The 21,010-nt window shown below is 43.9% G+C and carries 14 protein-coding genes; all 14 read right to left on the bottom strand.

The features are described from left to right. Nucleotides 1-19 precede the first annotated feature (19 nt). The 14 genes from ACKWCA_RS11520 to ACKWCA_RS11455 all read right to left on the bottom strand — a co-directional run bounded on the left by ACKWCA_RS11520 (nt 20) and on the right by ACKWCA_RS11455 (nt 20,915). The gene (locus tag ACKWCA_RS11520; protein ID WP_413978350.1) at nt 20-1,774 is read right to left on the bottom strand and encodes a hypothetical protein; all 1,755 of its coding nucleotides are present in this window, start codon (nt 1,772-1,774) and stop codon (nt 20-22) included. Nucleotides 1,775-1,793: 19 nt separating this feature from the next. Further along, nucleotides 1,794-3,041, bottom strand: coding sequence for a DUF4249 domain-containing protein (locus ACKWCA_RS11515; protein WP_413978349.1), 1,248 nt, complete (start codon nt 3,039-3,041; stop codon nt 1,794-1,796). Nucleotides 3,042-3,044: 3 nt separating this feature from the next. Continuing rightward, nucleotides 3,045-4,367 carry a DUF4249 domain-containing protein gene (locus ACKWCA_RS11510; RefSeq protein ID WP_413978348.1) on the bottom strand — a complete coding sequence of 441 codons (1,323 nt, stop codon included), beginning with the start codon at nt 4,365-4,367 and terminating at the stop codon, nt 3,045-3,047. Continuing rightward, nucleotides 4,355-5,647: a DUF4249 domain-containing protein gene (locus tag ACKWCA_RS11505; protein ID WP_413978347.1), complete on the bottom strand. Its 1,293-nt coding sequence runs from the start codon at nt 5,645-5,647 to the stop codon at nt 4,355-4,357. The genes ACKWCA_RS11510 and ACKWCA_RS11505 overlap by 13 nt, the downstream gene beginning before the upstream one ends. 22 nt (nt 5,648-5,669) lie before the next feature. Next, entirely contained in the window at nt 5,670-6,917 is a 1,248-nt protein-coding gene (locus ACKWCA_RS11500) for a DUF4249 domain-containing protein (protein WP_413978346.1), read from the bottom strand. A 6-nt stretch (nt 6,918-6,923) separates the two neighbouring features. Further along, a complete protein-coding gene (locus tag ACKWCA_RS11495) occupies nt 6,924-8,174 on the bottom strand; it encodes a DUF4249 domain-containing protein (RefSeq protein ID WP_413978345.1) in 1,251 nt (416 codons plus the stop codon). Nucleotides 8,175-8,178: 4 nt separating this feature from the next. Then, entirely contained in the window at nt 8,179-9,465 is a 1,287-nt protein-coding gene (locus ACKWCA_RS11490; RefSeq protein ID WP_413978344.1) for a DUF4249 domain-containing protein, read from the bottom strand. A 17-nt stretch (nt 9,466-9,482) separates the two neighbouring features. Further along, a complete protein-coding gene (locus ACKWCA_RS11485; RefSeq protein ID WP_413978343.1) occupies nt 9,483-12,260 on the bottom strand; it encodes a TonB-dependent receptor in 2,778 nt (925 codons plus the stop codon). A 214-nt stretch (nt 12,261-12,474) separates the two neighbouring features. Continuing rightward, entirely contained in the window at nt 12,475-14,868 is a 2,394-nt protein-coding gene (locus ACKWCA_RS11480) for a penicillin acylase family protein (RefSeq protein WP_413978342.1), read from the bottom strand. Nucleotides 14,869-14,938: 70 nt separating this feature from the next. Beyond that, the gene (locus ACKWCA_RS11475; RefSeq protein WP_413978341.1) at nt 14,939-16,918 is read right to left on the bottom strand and encodes a cytochrome c biogenesis protein CcdA; all 1,980 of its coding nucleotides are present in this window, start codon (nt 16,916-16,918) and stop codon (nt 14,939-14,941) included. Continuing rightward, the gene (tilS, locus tag ACKWCA_RS11470; RefSeq protein ID WP_413978340.1) at nt 16,915-18,222 is read right to left on the bottom strand and encodes a tRNA lysidine(34) synthetase TilS; all 1,308 of its coding nucleotides are present in this window, start codon (nt 18,220-18,222) and stop codon (nt 16,915-16,917) included. Before tilS ends, ACKWCA_RS11475 begins: the two co-directional genes overlap by 4 nt. Before the next feature lie 12 nt (nt 18,223-18,234). Continuing rightward, nucleotides 18,235-19,062 carry an alpha/beta hydrolase gene (locus ACKWCA_RS11465; RefSeq protein WP_413978339.1) on the bottom strand — a complete coding sequence of 276 codons (828 nt, stop codon included), beginning with the start codon at nt 19,060-19,062 and terminating at the stop codon, nt 18,235-18,237. 3 nt (nt 19,063-19,065) lie between these two features. After that, nucleotides 19,066-20,376 carry an anthranilate synthase component I family protein gene (locus ACKWCA_RS11460; protein ID WP_413978338.1) on the bottom strand — a complete coding sequence of 437 codons (1,311 nt, stop codon included), beginning with the start codon at nt 20,374-20,376 and terminating at the stop codon, nt 19,066-19,068. A gap of 5 nt (nt 20,377-20,381) precedes the next feature. Then, a complete protein-coding gene (locus ACKWCA_RS11455; RefSeq protein ID WP_413978337.1) occupies nt 20,382-20,915 on the bottom strand; it encodes an NADPH-dependent FMN reductase in 534 nt (177 codons plus the stop codon). Between the last annotated feature and the right edge of the window lie 95 nt (nt 20,916-21,010).

The raw sequence follows: 21,010 nt of genomic DNA, 5'->3' as shown, positions 1-21,010 counted from the left end.
CGAATACGCTTACTCTTTATTATTCCACCGTAATGGTCTTGGTAATGGCAACGGGGCGGCCGTATATGGAGAATCCCTCTAGCCTCAGTTCGTATTCCCCAGGAACTTCAGAGGTAAAGAAGTCCAGACCCATCTGGCTTCCTTCTAACGACACATTGGGCTGCCAGAGTAACTGATCGCGAAAATCGGGTATTCTCGTATTGGTGTCTTCCGTGTAGGACTGGGCGAAATACCGCTTTGGTAAGCGCGGACGATCCAATTCTATTTTCGTCATACCCGTCGCATTGATCAGGTCGTAGTAATTGCCGTCTTTGGTCACCAAATTGATCAACCCAAAATAGGTCGTACCGCCCATAGCGAATTTCTCCCGTACCGTATTGACCGTTTTGATCAGTCTAGAATCAAATTCCAATAATTCGGTTTGATCCGGCATGAGAACACCATCTACAAATACCATGGCATCGTATTCGGACTCTTCGTAAGTCTCGTCGAATGATCGCACCTTAAAAGATACCGTCTTGTCCTTGTTTCGTTTGGTCCACACATTTTCCACCAATTCCACAACGGTCTCATCGAGTGTCTTAAAGCGAGTGTATTCGTCCAAATCAAGGGTTTCTACATAGGCCCCTCCGTAGGGATCGTTTAACGCATCTAACTTCAAGGTGTCCGGTTTTACCGCGAAATAGCCGTTTTCGATTTGGTTGTGTAGACTGCGTCTCACAATCGCGTCTTGCATGTTCGTATCCATCAGGAAACGTCCAAATTGCAACCCTGAATAGTCTAGAGGCGGGTCTTTCAAGATTTCGATAGTGTAACTGCCTTTAGGAGCATCCAACACTTGTAAGATGGCTTGAGGCTCCGCATAATCCTTGGAAAGATTGATATAGAATAATCCGGTACTATCCGTCCCCACAACTTTGATCTGGAAATCTTCCCCTGGTATGGAGATGGCTATCGGCTGACTCGCCAAGGCTAAGTCACTGGAGTTTGCCCGAATTCGCCCTTTTAACAGTTCCCCGTTTCCTTCAGGGGCAAAGGCAATGGTCTCATAGAAAATCGGAGCATTCGCCATCTGCTCGGCATGCCATTCGATATATGACTGTGGGCTACGCTTTGGCCTGTGATTTAGGTCTTCCTTCTTTCGTACGGAAATATTGTAATTCCCATAGCCCGAGGCTCCCCTAAAGTTTTGAATGGACAGGGCTACCTTTGATTTTTTTGGATACGATTCCTTATCCGTTTCCAAAATGAAGCGTTTGTCCTCTTCCCCATTCGTAGCCATGTTTTCCGTGATGGAGGTCACATTTTCGGATAAATCGGGAAGTACGGCATCCTGATTGGTTTGATAGGGATTGATGATGCTGATGTCTTCCTGAAAAAATCGGTTCATGGCACCATTCTTCATCCACCTCGTATAGGCAATCAATTTGTAATTCCCTGACGGTACAGTGGTAGGCACAAAAAAATCGCCTTGTCCCCGACTCTTTTCCAGTCGAATTTTATGTTTGAAAACCACTTCTGTATTTTCAGAAATCAATTCCACATAGGCGATGGTACTGATATCACTGGGTTGTTTGGTCTTATCATTGAGACAATACACCTTGTAGAATAAATATTCCCCCGTAAAAAGCAAAGATGTATTCAGGCTTACATACACTTTTTCGCTGGGAGTGTCCTTGAATTGTTCTAAAACACTATTGCCGGTTTCTTGGGCCATGAGAGGTGTTCCCAACATCAACATCAACACTACGAATACTACTTTGTACTTTTTCATTTCTACTAATTTAATCATTTTATTCTTCCCAAAAATCGGGTACTATATTGCTTCCTAAGGCCGTACAATCACCACACTCTCGTTGAACGACCGTATACGGTCCTTGGCATTCTATGTCAGAGGTATTCACATCAAAATACGAGATTGCGCCTCTGGCCATCCCTTCAATCAGGGATTCTGGACATGGGTTGCCTACCATACCCTGAAAACAATAAGATATATGTTCCAAAGGCGCTGAAAAAGGCACACAGTTCATCACATATAAGGGGAATGGCTCGTCAGGATAAAAATCGCGAAAACCGAAGAAGAGTCGCTTCTCCGATACCGAAGCGACTTCAAAATAACCCAAAACCAACTTATCCGCATTATTCTCGGCCGCAATATTTCCTTCTAACAAGCCTGGTTGAATTTCGGTAAAAACACTGGTCGAAGAGGAGAAATTTTCCAAGCTTTGATAGTACGAGAAGGCATCGGCAGATTGCACATATTGCTTCACCAAAATACTGTACCGATGCGTCAATATGAAGTCGCTACCCGGTATAAAACGTACGGGGAAGCGTTGGACCTTTGTTTCAGAAAGACCGGCTGCACTGGCCTGTATGATATCTTGAGATGCTACCGTATTATAGCAGGTCTGTTCTTCCTGTGTTCTTCTTACGATTTCCAAGTCATAAATAATTCTAGGATCCATGAAGTCAGGATTACAAGGTTCGTAATTGGTCAGTTCAAAGGCAAGGGGGGACCAATTTGGTGCAATAATTTTATAGGTTTCCTCGTATTCATAACGATGGTACAACGACTGTCCCGAGCTGTCAAAACTATCTGCGTACACAAAAATACCGTCCTCCCCTTGATCATTGGTCTCCCGCTCCGCATAGATCTCTTGGATTTCGGATTCCGATTCAAAACGTTCGGTTTTTGAACGATACACCGTTCCATCCGTGGTCTCGATGGCCAAGGTATAGCCTACGCCCTTCTGGGCGGCGAATTCCGTATTGGAAACATAGGTGCCGGGTTCGCTCTCGCTGAATTCATAAGTGTTTTGCATCTCATCCAAAAGGCGCACCTGTGCGTTACGTTCTGGGGCGTTAATAGAATCTTCAAAACGAACGGCACGCGAGAGCACTACCTGATGTCGTTTTATTTCATTGGTCAAGGATGCTTCAATGACCAGGGCGTCTTGAAACGTCTCTGTTTGGAATTCAAAAGGCTCCACACAACCTGAAATAAAACAGAAACCAACAATAAAAATCAAATACTTCTTCATTTCTTAATCAATCCAAAAATCAGGTTTCACATTCGTTCCTAAAATCGTACAATCTCCGCAGATACTTGGGGTCATATAATACGGCCCCTCACATTCGCCAGGGTCTTCATTGATAGCGAAATAGTTGAGCTCTTCCGCTTTTACCCGCCTAATCAGTGCAGGCGGTGGACAACCTAGCGGTTGTGGTCCATCTTTTTCGGGATTTCCCAAAGCTGGTGATAGCAGACGATCGCAATTAGTGTTTCCGAAAAAGGGGGGCAGCTCCTCACCGGGGAATAAATCAGCATAACTGAAGAAAACGCGCTTCCTATCCACACTGGCTACCTCGAAATACCCCAGCACAAGACCGTCCTCTACATCGGTTCTTCTGATATTGCCTTCCAAAAAACCAGGTTGTATTTCACTGAATACACTTTCGCTCTGCGCAAAATTGCTTAGGTTCTGATAGTAATTATATGCCCCGCTATTAATGACATACTGATTTAAAAGCATGCTATAGCGATGCGATATAATGGCATTGTTTCTATTGATAAACCGCACGACATGGCCTTCCAAAATTGCCGCTGACAAGGTATTCGTGTTGGCCAAATCAATCGCTACACTACTATTGCTGTTGAAACAAACACGTTCTTCTTCTTGCCTTCGTTGTAATCTCACATCGGGCCATAAAAATGTAGTGTCATTGACAAAAATACCTTCTTCACGTATGATTTCCACCTGTAGCCCACTATAGGTCGGTGCAATGATCTTATAGGTCTCTACGTAATCATACCTGAAAAAATCGGACTCATCCGTCAAATTGGCCCCATCTGCGTAAATAATCACTCCTTCCTCTCCGTTTTCATTAAAACCCCGTTCGACATACAGGTCATTGATCTTGGATTTCCCCGAAAGTGATTCGAACCCCGACTCATAGGTCTCTTGGTTTGCCGTCAGAATCCGTAATTGATAGTCGGTATTTTCGGCTAGGCCGAATGGAAAGGTCGATTCGTACAGGCCGTTGTCTTTATCCGTAAACTCGATTACATTGCCCTGATCATCCACCAATTCTACCTTGGCTCCATTTTCGGGATTCAAGCGTTCATTGGTTGCTGGCACAAAGGACTGCCTTACGTCCAAAGAGTCGAATTCAATATTGACATTTGCCAAATCAGCGGCCCGAGAAAGCACCACAAACTGATTCTTCACAATGTCGGTCATGCTAGTTTGAACCACAAGAATACCTTCGGCATCCCGTGTCTCGAACTCAAAAGGCTCGATACAAGCTGTAAATGAAAACAAGGTCGTTATGTATAGCATAAGCTTTTTCAAAATCAATCTATCCAAAAATCGGGTTTGACATTTGTTCCAAGGGCCGTACAATCCCCACAAATTCTTGGGGTTACAAAATAGGGGCCTTCACATATACCCGGTCCCCCGTTTAAAAAAGTGAACTCAACGGTTTCTCTTTTAATTCTACTTATTAATGGTTCTGGACACGCGCCGTCAGGGCTTGGCGGACCATCCCGTTCAGGATTCGGGATTGGAAAGCTCAGACGCCGACTACAATTGACATTAAAAAAATAAGGCGGTAGCTCCTCTCCTTCAAAGAAATCGACATAATCGAAGTACAATCGCTTCTGTGAAACGCTAGATACATCAAAATAACCAATGACTATATCTTCTTCGGTATCCCCTCTAATATTCCCCTCTAAGAATCCAGGCTGTATTTCACTGAAAACACTTTCGCTACTTGAGAAGCTATCAAGCACTTGGTAGTAGCTATGCGTATCATCGGAAATCACAAACTGTTTTACCAAAACACTATAGCGATGCGATAAAATCGGATTATTTCGGCTGATGAAACGTATCAATTTTCGCTCTGAAACGGACTGGTCCAATAAATCGGCACTGGCCAATTTGATGGCCGTAGAGTTCACCGTTTTATAACAGACTTGCTCTTCTTGTGCCCTAGGCACCAGCCGTACATCGGGATACAAGGGATTGTCGAATTGATCGAACTCAAGTGCTTCCCTAGTGATTTCAAACTCCTGTTCGGTCCAGTTCGGGGCAATGATCTTATAGGTTTCCTCATAGGTGTACCGAAAATAGTTCCTTGAATTTGTTTCATCGACTCCATCCGCATAAATGGCCATCCCTTCTTCACCAGCATCGTTTACAATCCGTTCTGCATAAATGTTTTCCAAATTGGAACTTCCCACAGCCTCCCTACTCTCCGAAGTATATGACCTACCGTCGGCAGTGGTGATCAGAAGTTGATAGTTTCTTCCTATTTCCGTGGCAAAAGGTGTTTCAGATTCATAGATTCCCTGTTCCGATTCGGAAAAAGGATAGGTGTTGCCCATATCATCCAATACGGTTACGGTGGCATTTTTCTCCGGAATCCTGGTATCCACTTCCGAACTCTCGGGAGTACTTGAAGTCGTCACATTATTTCGGTATGGGGGGATGTTCACGTTCTCTAAGTCTGCTGCCCTACCCAACAACACGGTTTGGTTTGAAAGTTCATCGGTCAAGGTCGCTTCAACGATCAAAATAGTGTCCACTTCCCTTATCTCGAACTCAAAAGTTTCGATACAGGATGCCAAGAAAAGTGTAAACGTCATATATAGTACTATTTTTTTCACGTTAATCTATCCAAAAATCAGGTTTGACATCACTGCCCAACACGGTGCAATCCCCACATGCTCTGGAACGGGTCAGATAGGGTGCCACAAAATCAGGAGGGTCTACCACTCCCGCATAAACAATGGTTCCCGCTTGGATCTGTCCAATCAAGGGGGAATCACAATTTCCGTCACACACGCCTCTTGATCCTTCCGTACAATGATAGCCCCGAGGAATCAATCTGGGGTTGCCCAGAGTTCGGCAATTGACGGGATACTCCGGTAGTTCCTCATCAGGGAAGAGGTCTTCATAATTAAAAAAGACCCGTTTTGAGCTCACCGCGGCAGTCTCAAAATATCCGATTACATTTTGATCGTCGTCGGTCATGGAGGTGATATTACCCGATAAAAAACCCGGTTGTATTTCATTGAAAACACTTTCAGATACACTAAAGGCCTCCAAACTCTGATAATATGAATGTGCATCTACCGATTGTGAATATTGATTGACCAGAATACTATAGCGGTGTGTCAGTATATAGTTCTCGCGATTCACGAACCGGACCTCAAAATCAGAAACCGTATTGTTTTCAAGATTAGCGGTTGAGACCAAAATAATGTCTTTGGACTTGTCTTGACCATAGCAAATACGCTCTTTTTGGGGGTCCCGTTGCTTAATACCTACCTCAAATGCATCACCGTCAACACAGGCCAACGAATCAATAATATTAAATGCTACAGGGTCCCAATTTGGGGCCACGATTTTATAATTCTCCTCATAATCATAGCGAAAGTACCGCGGCTGGTCACCCAAACTTTCATTATCCAAAATAATGGAAACCCCATCTTCACCAAAGTCGTTGGTAGCCCGTTTGATTTCTATGTCCGCTATGGGTACATTGTCCGGCATCGTTTCGGCTGTCGAACTATAGGCCGCACCATCAGATGTGGTGATTTTTAGTTGGTAGCTTTCATTTGACTTCGCACCAAAGGCCACAGTCGACGTATACTGTCCGGGTGAGGTCTCTTCAAAGGTATAGCTGATACCTGACCCCTCTTCTATGGTCACCGTAGCATTGCGCTCAGGACTACTATCGTCTTGTTCAAAAGGTCTTGCCCTGGTCAGTACTACCTGATGCTGTTTTTCTTCGTTCGTTATTCGCGCATCTACGACCAAGGCCCCTTCAAAATCTAGGGTTTCTGCCTCAAAGGGTTCAATACACCCTTGGAAGAGTAAAAAAACTAGGATAACGAGGATTGATTCTTTCATATTTTTTTAATCTATCCAAAAGTCGGGTTTCACTTTGCTACCCAAAACCGTGCAATCTCCACACGTCCTAGGTAAGGTATAATAGGGAGCCGCGAAATCTGCCGGTTCTGCAACGCCGGCATATACAATAGTACCCGTCTGTATCTGTCCGATCAAAGGGGAATCGCAGTTTCCATCGCAGACACTATCGGGGGGTTGCGTACAATGGTACCCTTCCGGAATCAATTGGGGGTTACCTATGGTACGACAATTTATAGGGTACTCCGGAAGTTCTTCATCGGGAAAAAGATCTTCGTAATTAAAAAAGATCCGTTTTGAACTCACTGCCGCTGTCTCGAAATAGCCAATCACATTTTCATTCGAATCGCGGTCGGAAACGATATTCCCGGCCAAAAAACCAGGTTGTATTTCAGAGAAAATACTCTCGGATACACTAAAAGCCTCTAAACTTTGATAATAGGAATGTGCATCGACCGACTGCGAGAATTGATGCACCAAAATGCTGTAGCGATGTGTGAGCGCGTAGTTATCCCGATTTACAAATCGAACTCGAAAATCCGTGATGCTATTGTTCTCCAAATTTGAGGTAGAGGCCAATAAAATCTCGGTGGAGGCATTTCGTCCATAGCAAATACGGCCATCGGTAGAACCTTTGGGTTCGATATCCACTTGAAAGGCGTCTCCATCGCTGCACGCGATAGAATCGATCACCTTAAAGGTGAACGGATCCCAATTCGGGGCAATGATCTTAAAATTCTCTTCATAATCATACCGGAAATACCTCGGTTGCACTCCAAAACTACTATTATCAACAAATACGGCGATGCCATCCTCACCCAGGTCATTGACTTCCCTTTGTATTTCAAGATCCGCAATTGGCACATTTTCGGGCATGGTCTCGGTATTAGAAGTATATGAAGCACCATTTGAGGTGGTGATCCGTAATTGATAAGATTCATTTTCCTTTGCGCCAAAAATGGCGGATGATAGATACTGCCCGGGCGCTACTTCCTCGAAGGCATAGTTTGTACCTGAACCCTCAACAATACGCACCACCGCGTCCCGTTCCGGCACCGTACCCTCTTCCTCAAAAGGACGGGCCCTTGACAATAATACGCGATGTTGTTTCTCCTCATTCGTGAGTCGCGCATCAACGACCAATGCACCTTCGAAATCAAAAGTTTCGGCCACAAAAGGTTCAATACATCCTTGATATACCGGAAAAACGAATATGACATAGAACACCTTCCTCATCATCCTTTTAATCTATCCAAAAATCAGGTTTTACATTTGATCCAAATTCCCTACAATCAATACAACCCGTGGCCTTGACAAAAAACGGCCCCAGCCCTTCTACCAACCCATCGCCCATGGGTGGCTCATAGTCTTCATTGACCTCATGATAGGCGATAAGACCAGCTTGTATTCCATCTAGAAGCGGCGAGACAACGTCAGACTCATCCACTACAAAACCTGGGCCGACATGGGGTACGAAGGCAATTAGTTGTGGTGCTGTTGTCAATTCACAGTTAATGATGTAAGGCGGCAATTGACGATCTGGATAAAAATCCACATAATCAAAAAAGAGGCGTTCGTTCGTTATTGCGGCTATTTCAAAGTAACCCAAAACGATCTCTTCCGGATCTTGGGCCTTAATATTGCCTTCCAATAAACCGGGTTGTATGTCGGTAAACACACTTTCATCGGAGGTGAAGTCCCTTAGCGTACTATAATAGCTATACGAATCAGCACTTAAGTTGTATTGCTTTATAAGAATACTATAGCGATGTGCTATCTTAAAATCATTATTTTCCAGAAATCGTATTTCAAACTTGCCGGCGGCATTGCCAACGTTTTGCTCACTATCTCGAAGAATCAAGTCGAGACTCTTTGCAGAGGCATAACAGAATTGTGAGGCATCGACCCGGGGTTTGATACTGATGTCCAAAGGATCATTGTCCTCTTCTTGGAAGAACAAGGAATCAATCACATCAAACTCAAAGGGGTTATAAAAGGGGGCAACGATTTTATAGGTTTCCTCATACTCATATCTAAAATATTTGGGTTCCGCATTGGCACTCTCGTTCTTGATCTGAACACTTAATCCCTCATTGTCTTCATCGTCGAATCCTATTTCGGCCTTTAGCTCGGTAATCGCTATGCGCTCCGGGGTCATCACGGTTTCGGATATATAAGATCTACCTTCGGCCGTGGTAACCGACAGGGTGTAACCCATATCGGGCCGGGCCGCAAAAGCTGAAGTAGATTGATAGTTGCCTGCTTTCGTTTCCTGAAAATTATAGGTCGCACCTGAATCATCCCTAATTTGGATGGTCGCATTTGACTCTACCTCAAAGTCACTATTCTCAAAAGGGTAGGTTCGTCTCAGAATAACCTCATGTTGTTTTAGCTCGTCCGTAATCCTTGCATCGATTACCAAGACATTCTCGAAGGTCAAAGTCTCGGCCACAAAGGGTTCGACACAACTACCCAACGCCATAAACAAGGCGACAAGAACATATTTGGTATCTATATTGTGCAACTTCATAGGGTCAAATTCCGCTATTAGAACTTAAAATTATAGGTAATCGAAGGGATCGGAATTGCGAATATTGAGCTCTTGAATGCCTTTACCCCACCATCTTCGGACACAAAGAATACGGAATACGGATTCGCACGTCCCAAGACATTATAGACCGAAATATTCCAGAAACTATGTGCGAACTTTTTGATCTTGTGATTTCCCTCAATATTGATCCCAATATCCATTCGAAAGTAATCGGGAATTCTAAATTCATTTCGATTGCTATAAAACACATATTCGGAATTATTGAAATTGTACTGCCCGATCGGATAGGTTACCGGACGACCTGTCTGATACGAAAAATTGAGGGATGCACTGTACCGTGTCGTAAACTTGTAATTGGCCACCAAACTCACATCATGCGGCTTATCGAAATTGGATGGGAAAAATTCCCCACCATTGATTCGCTCTTCCGAAAACTCACTTGCGAATTTTATGAGTGATCGCGAGTAGGTATAACCCAACCAACCGTTCAATTTGCCAGAGTTCTTCCGCAACAGAAATTCTACGCCATAAGCTTGTCCCTCTCCTTGCAACACCTCTTGTTCAATGGTGTCGTTCAACAGTAGCTGAGCACCTGTCTTGAAATCCAAAATATCTTCCGAGGTCTTATAGTATCCTTCGATACTTAATTCGTAAAGATCATCATCAAAATTCTTGAAGAGCCCTAAGCTGTATTGATTGGAACGCTGTGGTCTGATGTTCGAGTCTGAAAGTTTCCAGGTATCGATGGGTGAAACGGTGGTGGTATTCGACAAGGTATGTATGTATTGGTACATACTATTGAAACCGGCTTTCAAAGAAAAATCCGGCGTAAACGAATATCTACCCGATACGCGAAATTCCGGTCCTCCGTACGTTTCTATGGTCTCGTTGTCATCAAAATCGGTACTTCCGATCAACGTTGCTTGATTTCTCGGCTGTCCATCGGCATAAATTCGTTGGGTAGAAGGTCCTAGAGCGGTATAGTATGAGTACCGCAATCCTGCGCTAAGTCCGACCTTATCCCCGAGATTGATCTCATCACTGATATAAATCGCACCTTCCAACGCTCGATCTTCGGGCACTGCAAACGAACTGATAATGGATTCACCCCCCGTAGGTCGAATAAACCCGGGATTCACACTATACAATTTTGCCGCAACTCCATAATCAAACGTATGCACGTCGTTCATCAGATATTTGAACTTGAGTTTGGCTTCTGTTTCCTCAACACTGTATCCTAATAAAAAGTCATTGTTCGCCTGACCGTCAAAATCGATGTCAAAGGCATATTTACTATTGGCCAACGACAGACTACCGTTGTTCTTTTCATTGAACTTATGCTTCCAATCCACTGAAAACATTCGGTTACTGTACCCGAACAAAGAGTCCGAGGTGATACTGAAAGAATCCTCACTGTAATACCCGGTAGCCTTCACCTGATTATTCTCATTGATCTTATGGGTATAATTAGCGACGATATCATAAAAGGAAGCCGAACTGTTATTTAACGATTCATCGTCTAAAGACTGCAATATCCAATCGGAATACGCGCCCCTACCGCCTATCACCAAGGAAGATTTATCTTTGACCACGGGAATCTCCAACATTAAGTTACCGGTCACGGGACCAATGGAGGCTTCCCCTGAAAATTCTTCGGTATTTCCATCAATCGTGGTGATATCGAACACGGACGATAGGCGTCCACCAAATTCAGCAGGTACGTTGCCTTTATAGATATCCACTCCTTTTGTTGCAAAAGGGTTTAAGGCCTGGAATATTCCGAAAAAATGAGTTGGATTATAGACGACTCCTTCATCTAGTAGAATCAGGTTCTGGTCGGTTTTACCTCCCCTTACATTAAGTCCGGAAGCCCCCTCGCCCGCATTGGTGATGCCCGGTAGTTGGGTAGCGACTGAAAGGATGTTCCGTTCTCCCAAAACCATAGGGATATCCTTGGTTTCTTCCGACTCTATCGTCGTAGACCCCGTAATCTCTTCCTCCACGTTCTTTGCTTTATCGGCCTCAACGACCACTTCATCCAATTGTTCGATATTCTCGTTCAAACTAAAATCAAGACGCCCGTCATTGTAGATCACCACTCTTTTACGCTGGGTCTCGATACCAAGGGCCTTGGTTTCAAAAAGATTTTCTCCTGGCGGAAGGGCGATTTCATAAAAACCGTTCTCATCGGTCACTGTGCCGATCTTTCGATTTCGAACCACTAAGGAAAGGTCCGGAATTGGCTTACCGGTTTTGGCATTCATGACATACCCGGTAAGGGTATACCGCCGCTTCTGGCCTTCCAGAGTTTCTTTACCTATTCTAACGGTCTCGACCCGCCGTTGTAACCGAGATTGTTGTTCCGGAAAGAAGACCGGATTCAATGCTTCGGTAGACTCCTCCGTTTCCCCCACCTGTATTGTTTCCTGTCCTGATTTATCAAAAAAACCATTGGGCAGTTCATCGTAAATGATGTTGTTTTGGGTCAAAATGACTTTCTCTCCATCCAGCACGTAATAATTGATGATCGTATTCTGGAAAATAGCATCCAATATATCCGTCACTGCAACATCGGTATATGAGCCGGAAATCGCTTCATTGCTCAACCAGTCATCAACATAATAAAAGTTCAACTGGGTTTTTTCCTCAATGGACTTCATCACCTCTCGTACATTGGTATCAGTGAAGGAAATGGTGATTTTTGGCTCTTCGGTTTGACCCATGACAATAGTACTTGCCATGAGAAACAACAACGAAAATAGTGTTCTTCTCATCTTAATCGGTTGGTTTCATTGGGTTTCAAGCCCATATAGAAGGCCCTAACTCCCATTCATAATAGGGTTGTGGAAAAGTCAATTCTTTTCTTTGAAGATACTAAAAAAATCTTAAAATAAAGGGGAAATGAAACTTATCAGGAATTCCATAAAATTCGCAGATGTTTATTGTCAAATTGGAAAGCTTAACAGAAATGACCGTTAAAATTGACAATCACTTGGGAATCAAAATCAATTTGGAATCGGAGTCTTCCGTAATCGCCGTTCGGTTCATTTGCATTTTTCGAAACGCGCCTTTGACATACATTTCGGCCTGATCTTGATAGTACTTACTAAAGGGATTTCCCGACTGGCCCGTAGGAAGAATGCTCATACTATTCTCAATATCCGAAAAATCGACTACTCTTCGGGTCGAAGGACCGGAGCCCACTTCATAATAGCCCGTCGCACTATAACCAAATCCGAGATTATTGATAACCTCCCTACTACCGTGTATGGGAAAAGGTCCTACGTTGAAAAAAGAACGCAAAAGACCTCCGGCTTGCCCGATAGGGTGCCCGTGCTCCAACGTATGCAGTTTATTCCATGTCCAATCGGAAGGGTCTTTGCCCAAGTCATTCTCGAGCGAAGCGAAGGCTTCCGAAAATGATTTTTGAATCATGTCCGACTGCTTTTCGTTTGCTTCGGTACGCACATCGTTCCACCAGATAGACCTCGGGTTGGCGACCATCTTGGCGATGTTTCGCTTGAGCAAGTGTGTTTTTAGCAATCGATTGAAATTGGTTGCGCCCAACTCATCCTCAAAAGTATCTTTAAGAAGATAGTATATCCATCGGTGATACAGGGCCGCCTCAACGCTACTGGTCGGATAATCACCCTTCCAATTGTACAACTGATCTAAAAGTTCGAGCTGCACCGAGTTCAGTACTTTGATATCCAATCCTTTTGATAAATTCTTCACTATCGATGGATTGACAGCGGATGTCACATCGGTCAACATTTCACCTATCGATTCTCGATCCCAATCGTTTTTAGGTTCAAGGAGTTCAACAATGCGTTTTGCTCTGTTTTCCGGCAAGTAGTACCCGGGGTACAATTGACCGGCAATGGAATCAGGCTGATTATTGGCCGAATATACATAGTGCCAAGGAGGATTTATTGCCTGTGGGTTCTCAGTGAAGGGCAAATATTCACGCTCGGCGGGATAGGCCTTCTGATCAACTTGAATTAATTTGGTGTTTATGCTATCTGGTACTTTATGCAGTTTGGCAGTAGCCCACCAAGCGATATTACCCTCCACATCACCATACATGATGTTAAGTCCAGGGGCATGAATTTTGGGCAAGGCATCCTTGAACTCCACAATGTTACGAGCGGTAGCCATTTCGTATAAGGCCTGCATGGCTTGATTTTCATTTTGGGTATAGGTCCACCACATTGATATGGGCTTCTCATGCCTTATTTCGTTCATGACCCCACTTAACACCGGACCTCTCCGTGTTTTTTTTACCGTAAAGTCAACAGTATCCCCATCTTTAACACTGATACTATAGGCCTTTGTTTCAAACGGGACCCAGGTATTCTTCCATCGGTATTTGTCCGGGTCTTGAGGGTTTACCTCCTCATAATAAAAATCGGTATCGTCATTCTCGAACATGGTCATGCCATAGGCAAGGGTTCTATCATGAGCGAGCGCAGGAAAGGGAATACCCGCCAAATGATATCCGTACTTTTCATAGGTTGGCGTGACAACGTGCGCTTCGTACCAAACCGAGGGTTGTGCAAACCCTATATGTGGGTCATTGGCAAAAATCACCTTCCCATTTTTAGTTTTTTCCGGGCCGACCACCCAACCGTTACTGCCTTCAAACAGCGGTATATGAAGTGACTCAAGTGTTTCGATTACCGAGCTGACCACCTCGGTCTGCCCATTTTTACCGGGCGCTCCCTTGAAGTTTTGTATCAAAGTACTCTTGGGGTCGATAGCAATGTCAAAATCATTGAGATATTCGCTCCCCAAACTATCCTTGATTTTGGTAAGTAAGGGATCCGTTTTGTGTGCCTGAGCAAAACTGAAGGCCATATAGCCAAAGACGTTCTGAATGTCATGCAAGGTAAATTCGGTTTTCTCTAGCCCCGTCAGGTAAAACTCCAATGGGGTCGGTCCGTCCTTTACGAACTCATTAATTCCATCAAGATAGGCTTGGGACAACACTACCGCTTCAGAATTGGGATCGAGTTTCGCAACTGCGCGGGCAGAAGATTCATCTATACCCAGTGCTAAAAAGAACTTATCGGTTTCAAGTGTTGTTTCACCGAAAACTTCCGAAAGTCCTCCCCTGCCGATTCTTCGCAATAGTTCCATTTGCCAAAGACGGTCTTGAGCGTGCACATAACCCAGTGCACGAAAGGCATCTACAGGTTCGTTTCCATAGATGTGAGGGACACCATAGCGATCAAAATACACTTCCACCGCTGCCGATAGACCGACTATTGTCTTCTCACCATCATAATCGGGCTTAAGTGAATATGTAAAGATTGCCGTACCGATTGCTAGAATACCAACCAATACCATTAACACGCGACCTATTCTTCTCAATAGTTTCAAATCGTTCGGGTTTTGGGAGAAAAGATAGGAGAATTTATGGGATAAAAAAAGACTACGGTCAGGCGATCGTTTATTTGCGCATTGCGGTCGCGTTGAATCGTTGCAGTCCTGTATTCAACCAATTCAAATAGGTGTCCCTATCGGTATATTGCACCGCAGCATTCAAGACTTCCAAATCTGGTGATAACAATACATAGTAAGGTTGTGAAGCGGCATTGAAGTTCAGCGTTTGAAAAGTTCCCCACTTCTGCCCTACTGTCTCGATACTTTTAACCCTACCGGATTCATACTGAAAATCAAATTGCAGTGCTTCGGGAAGCTCTTTTCGGTCATCTACGTATAGTGATATCAGTACGTACTCTTCTTTGATGATAGGATAAATATCGGCTTCGCTCCATACATTTTCTTCCATTTTTCGGCAATTGGCACAGGCCCAACCCGTAAAATCGAGTAGAATGGGCTTGTTTTCTTGATTTGCAAACGCCAAGCCCTCCTCAAAGTCTTTAAAACAATCAAGACCCAAAGGGCAATCACTTTTCTTCTCGTACACACTGTAAAAATCGGGTGGAAGGATTCCGCTCAAAAGTTTTAAATCGACGGTGTTTACTAACCCGAGTGCCAAATACACCGTAAAGGCCAAACTTAAGAACGCGGTAATCTTTCGGCCTGGAGACAGTTTTTTCTTCGGACCATCATGTGGAAATCGGAACAAGCCGAAAAGATACCCGGTGAGCAAAAGCCCAAGAATAATCCAGATACCAACAAAGACTTCCCGTTTAAGCCATCCCAAATGTCCGACGAGATCAGCATTCGATAAGAACTTAAAAGCGAATCCGAGTTCGATGAATCCTAGTACCACTTTTACAGTGGTCATCCAACCGCCTGATTTCGGCAAGGAATTCAGCCATGCTGGAAACAAGGCAAACAAAGCAAATGGCAAGGCCAAGGCCAAACCGAAACCGGTAATACCCGCAGATAGGTTTGTTGCCAAATCTCCTTCGGAGAGGACGGTTCCTCCCAATAACAATCCTAGAATAGGTCCGGTGCAGGAAAACGAAACTATGGCCAAGGTGACCGCCATAAAAAATATCCCTATTGCGCCCCCTACCTTAGTGGAAGCGGAATCCATGGTATTGCCCCAAGAGTTCGGTAAGGTCAATTCATAGTATCCAAAAAAGGAAAAGGCAAAAAAGATGAATATCACAAAGAATAGGATGTTCAACCACATATTGGTGGAAATCGTATTCAAGATTTGAGAATCGATCGAATCAAAAGCATGAAAGGGCAGACTGAGCAGAAAATAGATCAACACGATAAAAAAACCATAGAGCAAGGCATTAAAAATGCCCTTTGATTTGTTCTGGGATTGTTTCGTGAAAAAGGACACGGTCAAGGGAATCATCGGAAATACGCAGGGCGTTAACAACGCGATCAGCCCCCCTAAAAAGCCCAATCCGAAAATACCCCAGATACCAGACCCTTTGGCACTTACCGATCCTTCACCTGTAAGTCGTTCTTTGTTTTTCAAATCCTTCTTAAGTGCATTGGTCATGGCCAAACTTCGCTCGTCAAGCGCTTTGGTTTCAACCGTGGCCGATCCTCCATCCAAAACAAAATTAAAGTCGTATTCGCCTTGGATACAGACTTCTTTGCAGACTTGATAAAAAATATTCGCGTCGATTTGACGAACATCAGGATTCAACAGGGCAATTTTTTGCCGGAAGATGGCTTCCTTTTTGAAGAAGGTTTCATCTACCTCAAAAATATCACTGAACTCCGTCACGGTCTTACTTTCTAAAGTCTCCCCTACCAGTTCGTAGTCGGTTCCCGCTTTGACAAAAGTAAATTCCGTGGGCAGGGCACCCCCTTCTGGAGTGTGCTGCGAATACACATGCCATCCTTCGAATATTTTGGCCCTGAACACCAATTCGTATTCGGTATCGGACACTTTATTCCATTCACTTGACCACAGTACGGGGTCCTCATCGGTTTGTGCCACCAGTGTAGTACAGAGAAAAAAAGAAAAAATAAGTAATACTATGTGCTTCATTTGACGTACGTAAACCTTAGTATATTTTTAGAATGACCTGAAACCTTAAATCGATTATCGGCGCGTTGTCCCACAATCCAGACAATATCCTCACCAGAGCAAACGAGCCATTGTTTTTCTTTCGTGATCATATCCACTTTTTCGTCTTTGAAAAATTTGGATACTTTTTTCTTTCCGACCATCCCGAATGGATAAAAATAGTCGCCTTTTTTCCAATTCCTGACTATCAGTGGATATTTTAACGATGATTTATCAACGTATAGTATATTTTTCGAAGTGAGACCTATAGCACTGACCTCGGAAACCATCAAATGAATCGGTACTTTGATTTCACTGACCCCCTCATGAATCAGATATGAATGCGAAGGCTTTTCCCCTAATTCGGAAAGGAGCAGATACGCTCGGTCCCTGACCAATCTGTGGGTCTTGGAGTGTACTTCCTTACCACTCATTCCATGCAGCAGACCCTCGATATCCTTCCATGCCTTGAAACCATAGGTATCGAACAAGGCGTGGAGGTAATCACCAATGGGTTCCAATTGTAACAAGTCGTCAATAGAAATTCGGATATAGTTTTCTTCCGTTAAAAATAATTTCGATTTCAATAAACGAATATAGTCTTCGAGCATCTTGGCAGAACCGGAAAGATGGGATTGTGTCTTCTGAAAATTGTTCAAAAAAGTAGGATGCAGTTCCTTCAATTTGGGTACAACTTCGAGTCGGATTTTGTTCCTCAAATGTACCGTTTCTTGATTTGAGCTATCCTCTCTCCAAGTGAAACCTTCCGTTTTTGCAAACTCTAAAAGTTGAGATCTGCTAAAAGGCAGAAGTGGTCGCACGACGGACACCGTCGAACTCGGTATCCCTTTTAGACCAGTGATACCTGTTCCTCGCGATAGATTGATCAGAAAAGTTTCCAGGGAGTCGTCGGAATGATGTGCCGTAACCAAAACTTCCAAGTCGCTCTCCTTCATAAGTTCGGCGAACCAAGCATAGCGTAATTCACGGGCGGCCATTTCAATAGAAACTTGATTTCCATAAACATAATCCATTGTATCAAAATGAGTTACAAACAGTTGAACACCTAGCGTGTTCGCCAACTCCCTGACGAAACCTTCGTCTTGGTCGCTTTCGACACCTCTCAAATTGAAGTTGCAATGTGCCAAGACAAATTGCAGCCCGGCGCGGTGGCATAAATGGGCTAAGACCGTACTATCCAACCCGCCACTACACGCCAGTAAAAACTTTCGTTCTTTTAAAGCGGGATATCGCCCTTGTATATATTCTTGAAATTCGGCTAACACAGCTCAAAGGTATCAAACAATTCGCTCTTTCAACCAGCCGCTTATGCATACCAATAACTCCTCTCGACAACTATCATGATGAAGTTCATGATAGGCACCTTCAAATAACCGCAAATCGGTGCTATTTGAATGCTCATGAAACGCTTTCGTTCCCTCTTGGTCAATGATCATATCTCCCGAGCCATGGCACAATAGCGTATCGATACGTAACTGCTGTGCATGGGTAATGGCCCACTCCCCGGCCTCGATGACCGGAAACGAAAACATCGGGCTGACCAGATCATGCACTAGGGGATCCCTACGGTACGCCTCAACTTCATCTTGAATTCTAGATATTGCGTTGGGATCAAGACCAGAAGACAGCGTGATCGATGGTGCGATGCGCATCATCAATTTGCCCAACACCAATTTCCATTTGGGCGGTTTGAATGCCAATCTCAAAAATGGGCTAGTTGCTATTACCCCTGTTATCCCTGCTTTGTTTCGCAAGGCGTAATTCAATACTAAATTACCGCCCATACTATGGCCATAGAGAAAAAACGGTACCTGTGGGTAAAGAGTTCTTGCTCGCGAAACGATAGTATCCAAAATCTCCATCAAAAGGGTATAACCCGAACAATGTCCTCTTTTGCCACTAGACTTGCCATGCCCGACCTGGTCATAGAGTACGACTGCCAATGATCCGTCGACCAAGGTCGGGACCACACTGTCAACATACCTACCTGAATGCTCGCCCATGCCATGAACCAATACAACAACTCCTTTCACCTTTTCCGGGGCGGTACTTCTGATGAAGATTTTAGTATTGGATACTTCTAAGTGGGACTTTTGAAATTTCATAGATCATCCTTTTCGTGACTCTTCCAACACCTCACGCATCGCCTTGGCTTTTAAGAGGCATTCCTCGTATTCGTTTTCAGGTATCGATTTCGCTGTTATGGCACTACCAACTGAGAAAGATACGTATCTTTTATTTTGGTTATACAGAATACTGCGGATGATAACATTGAAATCAAAATCTCCATCAGGTGCAAAATATCCGACCGCTCCGCTGTATACACCTCGTTTAAAGGATTCCAGTTCCTCAATGATCTTCATGGCCGAAACCTTGGGTGCTCCGGTCATACTACCCATAGGAAATGTGTGTTTGATGATATCTACCGGTTTTTCATTTGCCTTGACCTTGGCACTAACCGTGGACACCATTTGATGCACCTGTTCAAAGGAATATACCCCACAGAGTTCTTCTACCGTCACAGAGCCTTTTAAAGCATTTTTCGCCAAGTCATTGCGGACTAAATCTACAATCATGATGTTCTCGGCACGTTCCTTTTCATCATGTTGTAAGGTTGATTTCAAACGCTGGTCTTCATCTCTTTGGGAGGAGCGCCTAGCGGTACCTTTTATCGGTTGCGAAATGACCTTGTCTCCCAATTTTTTGAGGTAGCGCTCCGGGGAAGCCGATAAGACATATTGATTCTGAAGCCTGAGATAGGTGGCAAAAGGCGGTTTCGAAATAGCATTGAGCTGTTGGTAGGTCTCCAAGGGTTCAATTTCCGTGTCCTCGGCATAAAACTCTTGACAAAAATTGGCTTCATAAATATCACCACGATGTATATGCGCCAACATCCGATGGACTCGTTTGTAATACTCATCCTTAAAAATTCGCATGCGTATACGAATAGGAACAACGGATGGTTCTTGAACCGTTGGGACCGTTTTCAAGCCTAAAACCGATTTAAAATCGGTCTCGATTTCGTCAGAAACCATATTGAGGTATTTGAAACATACTTCAGTACCTGAAATACTAATGATCCGCTTGGGCTGAAAAAAAAAGAGGTCTGGAAAATCGAGTTCGTCAAAATTATCAGAGGTCAAATTCTCCACATCATTTTTGAGATCATACGACAGGTAGCCAAAAATCCAATCCTTTGTCCTACTTTGATACTCCTCCAAATTCATGAAGGCGTCTGTGCTATCGCTGATTATGGAGGTCAAAGCGTCAGCTGCCAATAGCGCATCGAAAGAAGTATAGCGCGTTTCGTGTTCATTACTGTCCAACCAAACTATTTCTTCAAATTGTTGTGCCCATTCGAGCAGCGCCGCCTTGAATTTTAGGATGTCATCGACCTTGAAATTGATCTCCTTCCGCACTACTCTTAAAGCTTAGCGATAAGGGAGTTTATCGCCTCATTCCATTCCTCGTGTAACGTCTGGTCAAGAATGCCTTTTTCTGCGTCGAAATTCGTATGGAATGACGGTAAGGAGAAGGTGGCCACGACATCTGCGCCAAACCTGACCAGTATGTTTTCACTAATTTCAAGAGCACTTTTCCCTCCTCTTTTTCCGGGGGAAGTAGAAAGTAGTAGCACTTTTTTTTCCTTGATAAAGTTCCGTTCTAGACGAGATAACCAATCGATCAAGTTTTTAAAATAGGCCGATGGGTTGCTGTTATGTTCATTTACCGAAATTAGGATGCCATCAGCGCCCTGTATATCATCTTTCAATTCAATCAACGAATTAGAGAAGCCATGCTCACGCTCATAATCCTCACTATACATAGGAAATGGGCAATTTGCCATATTGAGCACTTGAATTGTATGATCAGGAATCCGTGAAGTTGTATAGCGTATGAGCTTTAGGTTAATCGAAGTACTTGAATTACTGCCTGCAAAGGCCAATAGATTCGCCATAATACCGTTTAAGAGGTTCGCAGAACGAAAATACCGCAAATACTGCTTTTCTGCGACAATTTTAGCTAATTTTGCCCAAAAGGCATCCAAACCCG

The organism is Maribacter corallii (genome assembly GCF_047345415.1).
In the GTDB taxonomy this organism is placed as follows: Bacteria; Bacteroidota; Bacteroidia; order Flavobacteriales; family Flavobacteriaceae; genus Maribacter_C.
The sequence above is the reverse complement of the archived record's forward strand: the minus strand, read 5'-3'. Positions and strand labels throughout refer to the sequence as shown.